This window comes from Pseudanabaena biceps PCC 7429, assembly GCF_000332215.1.
In the GTDB taxonomy this organism is placed as follows: Bacteria; Cyanobacteriota; Cyanobacteriia; order Pseudanabaenales; family Pseudanabaenaceae; genus Pseudanabaena; species Pseudanabaena biceps.
Genome location: NZ_ALWB01000214.1, coordinates 1 through 10621, shown reverse-complemented (window position 1 = coordinate 10621; position 10621 = coordinate 1). Strand labels below are relative to the sequence as shown.

The window sequence follows — 10621 nt, the reverse complement described above, 5'->3', positions numbered from 1 at the left end:
CCCCCTCAATCCCCCTTAAAAAGGGGGAAGAATTTAATGCTCCCCCCTTTTTAAGGGGGGGTGGGGGGGATCTATCCAATTCCTAAATGGTTTCTTATATCCCCGATCCTAACTTCAAGATTGATTTAATAAGGAGAACATCATGAGTATTAAAGTTCAAGACGACACAACTACTGATTCTTTGGATCCTCATATCGTTCCCGCCGAAACTAGAGCGAGGAAGGAGAGAGAAGGTGCGAACTATAAACATACCCCCCATAATTCCGAAGAGCCTGACAGTCTTCACACCGCTGATGGCTACACAGTTGATACGGAAGGTTTGATTAATAACTACGCGGTCGAGCCCCCAATGTATGTTGATAAACTGGGGGATATGGCTCAGGATCTGCCTGTAATTGAGAAGTTCACGATAGTAGACATTTTCACCACCCATACTGAAGCAGAAAGTGCGGTAAAGGAAATCCATGATGCTGGCATCAGCAGGGACAAAATTTCAGTATTGGGAAAAAATTATCACGATGCCGATCATGGTTACGGATCGCTAAACTGGCAAGATATTGAGACGGATGGTGGATTGCCACAGGTTTTAACTTCTTTAGGAATTGTGGAGACGGAGGCGCATAAATATGAGACAGCGATCGCTACAGGAAAATTTTTGGTAGTGGTTATTGGTGATGATCGAGACATAAGCACCACTAAAGAAATCCTGATACATATTGGGCATCGTCTGATCAAGGAACAGGTCATTTGAGCAAATCAAAAAACCAAGCATTAATTAGCGGTGCAGAGCAACGCCAATTAATGCTTGGTTTTTTGTCTAAATGAAATTTTTTGAAAGTGTCGCTTTGCGACACTTTCAAAAAATTTCATGGTTTGGATTTGAGCGCAAAGCGCTGTAAATTGGGGAGAAAAATGTAACCATCTTGGAGGTGCTATACAATTTCCCTATGGATTTAGATAGCATTCTCAGTAATCGTTACCGTATTAAGCAAGTTCTGGATCGCGAGCAAATTGATGCGATCGCTTTATCGTTGTATCTTGCCGAAAATTTAGAAATGCCGATCTTCCCCAAGCCTCTATGTGCGATCTATTGCTGGCAAGTTTTACAAGAGGATAATTGCGCGCCCGCAGCGATCGCTATAAGGCTCTATGAAATAGGACAAAACTATACTCTAGCGCCCAAAGTGCAGGCTTTTTTTAATGAGGATGGCTACTACTGTTTGGTACGGGAATATTTAGAGGGCTATGCCTACATTGCCGAATTTCGCACCGAGTATCTAGATATTTGCGATCTTCGCGATCGAGCTAATGATGATGATCGCAGTGAAAAGCCTCAAACAGATTCCGAAGTTTCTACGCTGAAAGTGTTACTGATTGCCCAATCTTTGGCACAATCCCTAACGCGAGTACCGCTCAATCGGCGGCAATTATTGGTCAATGGTAGTGCGGCGATCGCAGGATTTAGTTTGGCGCTATTTCTAGAGAACCTCAAACCCAAACCCAAGCCGATCGTCACCGTGATATCTGCTCCGATTGTCGAACCTCCCATCGATCCGATTAAGAGAGGTGACAAAGCATTTCGTGATGATTTGGGAAATGGGATATATATGGAAATGGTACGTATTCCCGCTGGCAAATTCACCATCGGTTCGCCCACTAATGAAAAAGACCGCCGCGAGAATGAATCGCCGCCGATCGAAGTTAGAGTTCCTGCCTTTTATATGGCAAAATTTACGGTTACCCAAGAACAATGGCTCACGGTTGTGGGCAGCAATATCGCTACGTTTCGCGACAATTTACAAGCACCAATGGAAAGCATTTCATGGTTGGAGGCACAGGAGTTTTGCCGTCGATTGGCAGCAAAAACACAGCATCTCTATCGCCTACCCAGCGAATCAGAATGGGAATATGCCTGTCGGGCTGGCACAAATACTGCTTACCACTTTGGTGATGATTCCACTCAACTCCCAGATTATGCTTGGTTTGCGGCTAATGCTGACAAGCGATCGCATCCAATCGGACAGAAAGTACCTAATCCTTGGGGGCTATACGAAATGCATGGTGGTGTATGGGAATGGTGTGAAGATACTTGGCACGATAATTTTTATGGCGCACCAGCAGATGGCACGGCTTGGATAGAAGGCAATGTTGGACGCAGGGTACGCAAAGGGGGATCGTGGAGCAACGATGCAAAATTATGCCGCTCCGCCAGCCGTGAGTGGCATTGGCAAGGCGATCGCTACAACGACATTGGCTTTCGCGTAGTTATTTCCGCAATGTAGATTAAGCTTAATGTAGCCTAAAATTGAGCTTAGAGCCATTCCCTCCCCCCTATGAATCCCAGTCAATCTACCGAACCCATTGATCGCCAAATTTCAGGAAAACCCATACTCGAAGCCAGAAATATTGTGGCGGGATATGTGGATGGCGTAGATATTTTGCAAGGGGCAAATTTAACGGTCTATGCAGGTGAACTCGTTACCGTGATCGGATCCAATGGGGCAGGGAAATCGACCTTAGCCAAAACCATATTTGGTCTAGTGCCAGTGCGATCGGGGGAAATATTATTTGGCGATCGCCCGCTGATTGGGCTTAAACCCGAACAAATCGTGCGCTATGGGATTAGCTATGTTCCCCAAATTGCCAATGTTTTTCCCTCCTTGAGCATCTCCGACAATTTGGATATGGGGGCTTACACGCGCAATGGCAATATTAAGGAGCTAAAAGATAAAATTTACGAGACTTTTCCCGTACTAGCGAAACGCCGCACCCAGAGAGCTGGAACCCTTTCAGGGGGAGAACGACAAATGCTCGCCATGGGGAGAGCCCTGATGCTAGAGCCCAAATTATTGATCCTAGATGAACCTTCAGCGGCTCTATCTCCGATTTTGGTACAGGATATTTTTAATTTAATTCAAACTATTAATCAGTCGGGAACATCGATTATTTTAGTGGAACAAAACGCCCGCAAGGCTCTAGCGATCGCCGATCGTGGCTATGTCATGCATTTGGGTAAGGATGAATTTACAGGCAAAGGTACGGATTTATTGAGCGATCCTGAGGTTGCTGAGTTGTATTTGGGTATGGGCAATTTTGGCAAACTACCGCCCAGCTAAGGCTCAAATTAAAGATTAGTGGCAGCGCGAAGCGCCGCCACTAATCTTTAATTTGAGCAAAACTTACGCTGCTATACATAGCGATCGCCATGCTTATCGATAGAATATTTGTAGTTCTTATTTCATAGTTCTTATTTCATAGTTCTTATTTCATAATTCTTATTTCATAGTGCTTAAATTCAAGGCTTTTTATTTAGAGGGATTCAATGGCAGGGACTGAGGTAAAGCTTTCATTTGAGGAATTGACCAAAGCACAGACGTATTTGCAGCAATTGGGGCTATACGATGGTGAAATTGATGGCATCTATGGCAAGTTGTCCGAGGCAGCCTTTGTGCAGTTTGCCAATGCCCTGAGCATCGATACGATTTTGGATGCCAATTCGCAAGCGATTACCAATAATCTCCTCCAGATGCCTGCGGTGGTCAGATATTTACTCGAAATCATGGGTAATGGCGATCGCCTCTGGCAAAAGTTTATCAACTCCCAAAAGATTTGCGTCAACATGGGGCAGGTAGACTCAAATTTATTAGGATTTCTCGATCGCGGAGTGAACGGCTGTGTAGCTGGCTCGAAGAGAAGCCTGCCAAATCGCAACTTTGCCCCATCGCCACTACTCAAAGATATCGCGCTTTATCCCGATCGCCTTGCCAGTTTACCCGATGGCGTAAATGCGGTTTCCTATGGTGAAGTCGCCATGCTGGCAAAGTCGCAGGTGCGCGTTCGTTTTCGCCCCTATCCCGCTCTCGGTCAAGTTCCCAATATTGAAAATATTGGTTTAGAGTTTCTCCATAGCAGCATTCAGCAAGCTTGCATTTGTATCGGTAGTGTCGTTAATGGACAAATGTTAACGCGCTGGATCGGACTAAATCCCCTAGCGAATGTTCAGTTTTGGAGTTCCACCAAAATCTTGCCTTTGCTCTATACCCTTTGTGCAGCCAATCAAGCCCAACCCAATCAAGTGATCGCTAACTGTGCGATCGCTGATGTGCAGGGAAAAATCACCCCACGTACCTACGCAGAACTAGCCCAGCGCATTTGTAATTACGATGAGTCCAATGGTATTACCTCCAATGCCTTAGCGGCCATGTTTAAGCAGTTTACGACTCCGCTCGCCTTACAAAATTGGCTGATCCAAATTACTGGCAACCAAAAACTTTCCTTTCAAGGACGTTATGGCGAAGTCCCCTATATCGAGCAACCCACTCTGCGTGATACTTCAGGGCAGACGGTGCTAAGTGGAGTCAAAGATCCCCATCGTGGAGACAATTTGATATCGGCCTATGACTTGACCCGTATCGTTTCCCAGATCGCGTGGCATCGGCATATTCCGCCAACCAATCGATTACCTGCGGCGCAATGGCATAGCTTGAGTACCCTGATTAATGCCATGGGGCAGGACACGGCAAGGTATGTCGATGCGGCGATCGCCGCCCTAGGATTGCCCTATTTCATGGGCGAACCAGTAGTGTTCTCGAAAATGGGATTTGGCTATAGCGATCAACGCAGACAAACGGAACTTACCTATACCGCCAGTATCCAGTTTGTTGATCGTCTTGCTCAGTCCCACGATCTACCTTTGCCGAAACTCCGTTCGGTGAATATGACTTTACGGGCTGTCCTCAATCTTCAAGATCCAGTGCGCGAGTCGTTAGAAATTGATGCGAGAATGGCTACTACAGTAGCCGAGATTTTACGTCGGATCGTCACTGAAGAGCTAATCTAGAAAATTATTAGGCGATTTAGGCGATCGCGATCTTCGAGTTCGAGCGATTTATTCAAACACACAATGCAAACACAACGCGCTTTATCTGCTGTAGGTCTATGGTGGCGGTGGGTACTTACTACCTTAGTAGGTACTCTCATTGGCAGTATGTTTGGAATCGCTGCTTGTTTGGCAGGCGTGCATTTTTTAAGCTTTCATCTTATACAGAGGGGTATTTGTCATACGGGTTTTGGTAGTCTCAACTGTTCTGTAGCCACGGGTATCGTATGTGGTGCAATGGCTGAAAGTACCTTTGTGGGATTAATGCAATATGTTGTTTTGCGTCGGTTCCTTAAGTCTCCCGCTTGGTGGATTTTGGCGAGTACCTTTAGTTGGACTTGGATTGCTTTTGCCGCAACGAGTTTAGCCTATACAGCCCAATTTGGTTTTGCGATCGATGCTAATGGAGGCTTTGTCGAAAGTAATATCTTTGATCGCATTCCGATATTGGCGGCTAATTCCCTGTGGGTGGTGTTAGCAGGAATTCTTCTCGGAGTATTGCAATGGCTTGTACTATGGAACGGTCGGTTTCGTAGACCATCTCATGTTCAGTTTCTAAAGAGGCGATCGTTACTATGGATCGTGGTGAACTTCGTTTTGATAGCATTTCTACCGATCGCGATTATCCCAATTTTTCGAGGGCAAGGCACTTTGTATGGGATTTTGTTATTTTTTCTTGGCTTCTCTCCTATCTATGCCACGATTACCGCAGCCACACTTGTAAAAATCCAACTCCATAAATTAAATAAACTAGATGTAAGTCTGCCCCTATCAACAAGTAATGAAATAAGTAGCTGAGCATAAGTAAACTTAAAACCCAGAAGAGAGTGTAACCACCGCTACGCGGTGGGTACACTCTCTTCTGGGTGTTGGTTTTGAATTATCCTGACCTACTTAGATAGAATAGATGGAATTAGACCAATCCATAATGATGAAGCTTCCTAATTAGAGAATTAATGTCAAATTTACCACCTGAAATTAGTAACCTGCGATCGCAATTTACCGAAACTGCTTCGATATCTCTGGTCGATAAAATCCAGTTTTGCTTGGTATCAAGCTCATTTACCAGTGAAATAATTTTAACTAGTTATGTTTGTGCTGATCGAGTCAAAAATGCTCAAACCAGTCCCGATCAAGAGCCGCCAATTCTGCTGTTGCATGGATTTGATAGCTCCCTCCTTGAATTTCGCAGACTGCTCCCCAAGCTTGCCCATAGTCATCAAACTTGGGCTATGGATTTATTTGGGTTTGGTTTAACAGAACGTCTTGCCGATACTCAAGTTAGCCCTGAAGCGATCAAAGATCATCTCTATTATTTTTGGAAAACCATGATCGCAAAACCGATCGTTCTCGTGGGGGCCTCGATGGGAGGGGCGGCAGCAATTGACTTCACACTGACCTATCCTGAAGTTGTGAAGAAATTGATTCTCATTGGTAGTGCGGGAATGCGTAAAGGTTCGCTGGCAGGTAAATTTCTAGTGCCACCATTGGATCGGATGGCAACGGATTTTTTGCGCAGTCCCAAAGTCCGCCGTGAAGTAAGCCTCAAGGCCTATGTCGATCCTAGTTTGGTCACCACCGATGCGGAAGTTTGTGCATCCTTGCACCTCGCCATGCCTCGATGGAGCGAATCGCTGATCTCCTTTACCAAAAGTGGCGGCTACGGCTCCTTTGCCGAGCAGTTACGTTTCTTAAAACAGGAAACTCTCATTCTCTGGGGCGATCGCGATCGCATTCTTGGCACAAAAGATGCAGCAAAATTCCAATCAATCATTCCCCACAATAAACTCGTTTGGATCGATCGCAGCGGACATGTTCCCCATCTTGAACGTCCTGAAATTACGGCCCAAGAAATTCTTCAATTTATCGCATCTAACTCCATGAATTACCCGCATTAACTCTATGAATATCGTCGCGATCGTCTTAGCGGGTGGGAAAAGTTCGAGGATGGGGAGAGATAAAGCTCTATTAGAAGTTAATGGCGAAACTCTCTTGTTCAGAACCTGTCGCATCGCTTTACAGGTAGCCGACTCAGGCTATGTCGTGGTGAGAAGTCGGGAGCAATACCAAAAAGCGATCGCCACAGATTTGCCCCAATTATCAGCAGTACTAGATCGCCAATTTGACGGAGCCCTAGTTGGCTTTTGGCAAGGGACAGAAGCGATCGCCGTTCCTGTGGATTGGTATTTATTGCTTGCCTGCGATCTGCCGCGACTTCAGGGGGATATTCTCCAGATCTGGGCGAATCAATTAGAATATTTACCACCCACTGCGATCGCCTATCTACCTCGCTATGCCGATGAGAATGGTCGCAAACAATGGGAACCCCTATGTGGGTTCTATCGGCGGGAAAGCCAAGATTCGCTCCGACAGTTTATCGCCGCAGGCGGGCGATCGTTTCAAAAATGGTTGAGCGATCAAGAAGTAATTGCGATCGCCAGTCCACCCATATCGATGTTGTTTAACTGCAATAGTCCCAAGGATTTTTGCTCCCTATAGCGGCAATATCGATAAGTGGTGGCGCGAAGCGCCACCACTTATCACTAATACGCATAAGCGGCGCTTCGCGCCGCCACTTATCTTTTAGGTAATGACCGTGGGGCGATCGCGTCCAGTTAAGGTCTTGATCTGAGCAATTTGATCAGCGATCTCAATCAACTCCTTCAGCGCTTCTTGGGTGTCGAGGGAATGTTTAGCAATATTTGGTTCGTAGCTTTCGACATAGAGGCGAAGGGTTGCGCCTTGAGTCCCCGTCCCCGACAGCCGAAATACAATGCGAGAACCATCGGTAAACCCGATCCGAATTCCCTGCTTACTGCTGATACTGCCATCTACGGGATCGGTATAGCTGAAGTCATCACAGAACGCGACTTCATAATTACCAAATTTTTGGCTGGGTAAATCTGTAAATTGGTGGCGGAGATTGTCAATCAGGGTATTAGCGCGATCGCTATCGACCCCCTCATAATCATGACGAGAATAGAAGTTCCGTCCATAGAGTTGCCAATGTTCCTTAACGATCGCTTCTACAGATTGCTGGCGGGCTGCCAACACATTTAACCAAAAGAGCACTGCCCAAAGTCCGTCCTTTTCGCGTACGTGATTGGAACCAGTACCGAAGCTTTCCTCTCCGCAAAGGGTTGCTTTACCCGCATCTAGTAAGTTCCCAAAAAATTTCCAGCCCGTGGGTGTTTCGTAACATTCGATGCCTAAACGCGCGGCGACCCGATCGGGAGCTTGACTGGTGGGCATCGAACGGGCAATGCCTGCCAAACCGCCTTTATACGCAGGAACATGATGGGCATTGGCGGCGAGGATCGCCAAGCTATCACTAGGAGTGACAAAGAATTTACGTCCGAGGATCATATTGCGATCGCCATCGCCATCGGAAGCCGCACCAAAATCAGGAGCATCTTCGCCATAGAGAACTTCGACTAAATCATGGGCATAGACGAGGTTGGGGTCGGGATGTCCGTCACCAAAGTCTTCAAGGGGAATGCAACTTTGTAGAGAACTGGCGGGTGCACCTAAGCGATTGACTAGAATTTCTTGCGCGTAGGGACCAGTGACCGCGTGCATTCCATCAAAGCACATGCGGAATGTGGGAGAGGCGAGTAATAACTTAATGCGATCGAAATCAAATAGCTCGCCCATGAGTTCGGCATAATCGGCAACGGAATCGATAACGGCGATCGTGGTGCTACCAAGTTGGGTTTCACCGATGCGATCAAGATCGAGATCGTCAGCTTCTAGAATTTTGTACTCGGCAATAGTTTTGCTGATGTTGTAAATCGCATCGGTGATTTTCTCAGGAGCGGGTCCCCCGTTGCTAGTGTTGTACTTAATACCAAAGTCGCCGTCTTTACCAGCGGGATTATGGCTTGCCGAGAGAATGATGCCACCAAAAGCGCCGTATTTACGGATTACACAGGAGGCCGCAGGTGTCGATAAAATGCCACCACGTCCGACGAGAATCTTGCCAAAGCCATTCGCTGCTGCCATTTTAAGGATGACTTGGATTGCATGGCGGTTGTAATAGCGTCCATCGCCTCCAACTACAAGAGTTTGTCCTTGAAATCCTTCTAGGCTATCAAATATTGATTGAACGAAATTTTCGAGATAATTAGCTGTTTGAAAAACGGTAACTTTTTTTCGGAGTCCAGAAGTACCGGGCTTCTGATCGGAAAATGGAGAGGTGGAAACGACTTTTATGCTCATTAAACTTACAAGCTACAAATTATCTAAGAATTATCTAAAAGCACTGAAAATGCCCATACCTTTAGGCTTGCTTTAATTTTACGAGGCATTGGTTAGCATTGATGTGAGTTTTTTAGATCTTATCCTTGGCTCCGACAATAATGCGATTGCCCTGCAAGATATTATTGATTTGCTGTAGAACTGCAAAATCCTCTTCAGGCAGGCTATCAGAAACTGCATATTGGGGATTCTTTTCCAAAAAACTAAAGGCTTGGCGAAACTCGCGTGGCGTAGCTGCGATCGCGTTATCAAAATGACAGGGAACAATCCTGACAAAATTCCAGCTAGCCACCTTATCGGCCCAGTCAATTACGGCTTGGGGATCACGATTGAGGATGAGGGTTTGCAATATTGGCGCAACAAAAATACGTCCATTACCGCGCAGATTTTCAAAAGCTTGCCGCCAATTTTCTCGCCACCGAAAAGGAAATAGTCCAAACAAAGCTTGCCGCGATCGCTCTGGCGCTTTGGTAATATCCAGCAATGATTGCCAAAAGGACACCGTTTCTAACACCTGCGGACGAAAATAGAATAGGAATAGAGCCGTACGCTGCCAACCCCGCATTCGATTGATAGGCGTATCGGTGATGGATTCAGCCGCACTATCACGCGCATGGAATAGCAATGGATAGGGATCGAGTTGGAGGATTTCGGGAGGCTGTTCGGGAATAGATACAATTGTGTCGGTGAGCATTAAAGTCTGCGATCGCTTATCAAACAAAGCAACCTCCGCAAATTTCCCTAATCCCAAGTTAATCGAACCGAGGACTGCATAATCAAATTGTTTGGCAAAGGGACTCTGCGTAATATCTTCTGGCAAAATTGAGGTGCGGTTTCTCGGTAACCCCAGCCAACTTAGGGGCAGGTTTAGCGGAAAACTCCATTGATGCGGTGATACGTAAACCTGAGCCTTAGGGAAATAGCGGGCAAATGGACCAACAAAAACCTTATGCTCGATTCCTGAAACCGTTGGCAAAATGATGTATTTGACATCGCCATGCTCGGTCACCAGTTCGTTAACGAGGCGAATACATTCCGGGGTTGGGGCAACGGGTGCATATACTAATAATCCTCCCGTTTCTAGCTTTACCACCGTCATGCGAATCGGCACGACTACATAAAAAATTCCCTGTATCTGATCGAAGGTCCAGATCGAATCTTTGACTATTTCTTGGCGAAGAGTACGCCTTCGTCCATAGGGATACAGCGGCACGACCTGCCAAAATTTCCATGACCAGTCCTTACTGTTGGGAATATTCTCAGACTCGCTATGTATTTCTTTGGCAGTCATCAAACTCTTGCTCAGGCGTAACTTCTAACGTAAATATCATAATGCGATCTCCAACACCAATCAAATTTTCGTTAAATAATTGCGTTTCCCCAAGGACATAAAACCCAAAAGCTGAGTGACGGTGCTTCGCACCGTCACTCAGAAGTAGTTCAAAACCAAAACCAGAGAGCGTACCGCCCGCTTAGCGGGCGGTA

General features: G+C 46.2%; 9 protein-coding genes. 7 read left to right on the top strand and 2 right to left on the bottom strand.

Annotated elements, in window-relative coordinates; all coding sequences use genetic code 11:
* The first annotated feature begins 142 nt into the window (after positions 1–142).
* The 7 genes from PSE7429_RS25475 (at position 143) to PSE7429_RS18620 (ending at position 7378) form a co-directional block, all read left to right on the top strand.
* Complete coding sequence (locus PSE7429_RS25475) at positions 143–751, top strand: general stress protein (protein ID WP_009628880.1); 609 nt, start codon at positions 143–145, stop codon at positions 749–751.
* Positions 752–947: 196 nt separating this feature from the next.
* A complete protein-coding gene (locus tag PSE7429_RS24650) occupies positions 948–2282 on the top strand; it encodes a formylglycine-generating enzyme family protein (RefSeq protein WP_009628879.1) in 1335 nt (444 codons plus the stop codon).
* Positions 2283–2333: 51 nt separating this feature from the next.
* Positions 2334–3116 (top strand): ABC transporter ATP-binding protein, encoded by a 783-nt coding sequence (locus PSE7429_RS18640; protein WP_009628877.1) that lies wholly within the window; start codon positions 2334–2336, stop codon positions 3114–3116.
* Positions 3117–3322: 206 nt separating this feature from the next.
* Positions 3323–4840: a peptidoglycan-binding domain-containing protein gene (locus PSE7429_RS18635; protein WP_009628876.1), complete on the top strand. Its 1518-nt coding sequence runs from the start codon at positions 3323–3325 to the stop codon at positions 4838–4840.
* A 63-nt stretch (positions 4841–4903) separates the two neighbouring features.
* Positions 4904–5677 carry a hypothetical protein gene (locus PSE7429_RS18630; RefSeq protein ID WP_009628875.1) on the top strand — a complete coding sequence of 258 codons (774 nt, stop codon included), beginning with the start codon at positions 4904–4906 and terminating at the stop codon, positions 5675–5677.
* Between the two features lie 158 nt (positions 5678–5835).
* On the top strand, positions 5836–6777 hold the full coding sequence (locus PSE7429_RS18625) for an alpha/beta fold hydrolase (protein WP_009628874.1): 942 nt from the start codon (positions 5836–5838) through the stop codon (positions 6775–6777).
* 4 nt (positions 6778–6781) lie between these two features.
* The gene (locus PSE7429_RS18620) at positions 6782–7378 is read left to right on the top strand and encodes a molybdenum cofactor guanylyltransferase (protein WP_009628873.1); all 597 of its coding nucleotides are present in this window, start codon (positions 6782–6784) and stop codon (positions 7376–7378) included.
* Positions 7379–7462: 84 nt separating this feature from the next.
* Here PSE7429_RS18620 and PSE7429_RS18615 read toward each other — a convergent pair whose 3' ends face one another.
* Positions 7463–9097 (bottom strand): alpha-D-glucose phosphate-specific phosphoglucomutase, encoded by a 1635-nt coding sequence (locus PSE7429_RS18615; RefSeq protein ID WP_009628872.1) that lies wholly within the window; start codon positions 9095–9097, stop codon positions 7463–7465.
* A 112-nt stretch (positions 9098–9209) separates the two neighbouring features.
* Positions 9210–10427 carry a DUF4336 domain-containing protein gene (locus PSE7429_RS18610; RefSeq protein ID WP_009628871.1) on the bottom strand — a complete coding sequence of 406 codons (1218 nt, stop codon included), beginning with the start codon at positions 10425–10427 and terminating at the stop codon, positions 9210–9212.
* Positions 10428–10621: the final 194 nt, after the last annotated feature.

What these genes read in the sequence shown, in the direction of transcription:
- PSE7429_RS18630 (WP_009628875.1), top strand. Translation starts at nt 4,904, where the DNA reads ATGCAAACACAACGCGCTTTATCTGCTGTAGGTCTATGGTGGCGGTGG.
- PSE7429_RS18610 (WP_009628871.1), bottom strand. Translation starts at nt 10,427, where the DNA reads ATGACTGCCAAAGAAATACATAGCGAGTCTGAGAATATTCCCAACAGT.
- PSE7429_RS18620 (WP_009628873.1), top strand. Translation starts at nt 6,782, where the DNA reads ATGAATATCGTCGCGATCGTCTTAGCGGGTGGGAAAAGTTCGAGGATG.
- PSE7429_RS18635 (WP_009628876.1), top strand. Translation starts at nt 3,323, where the DNA reads ATGGCAGGGACTGAGGTAAAGCTTTCATTTGAGGAATTGACCAAAGCA.
- PSE7429_RS18615 (WP_009628872.1), bottom strand. Translation starts at nt 9,097, where the DNA reads ATGAGCATAAAAGTCGTTTCCACCTCTCCATTTTCCGATCAGAAGCCC.
- PSE7429_RS18640 (WP_009628877.1), top strand. Translation starts at nt 2,334, where the DNA reads ATGAATCCCAGTCAATCTACCGAACCCATTGATCGCCAAATTTCAGGA.
- PSE7429_RS25475 (WP_009628880.1), top strand. Translation starts at nt 143, where the DNA reads ATGAGTATTAAAGTTCAAGACGACACAACTACTGATTCTTTGGATCCT.
- PSE7429_RS24650 (WP_009628879.1), top strand. Translation starts at nt 948, where the DNA reads ATGGATTTAGATAGCATTCTCAGTAATCGTTACCGTATTAAGCAAGTT.
- PSE7429_RS18625 (WP_009628874.1), top strand. Translation starts at nt 5,836, where the DNA reads ATGTCAAATTTACCACCTGAAATTAGTAACCTGCGATCGCAATTTACC.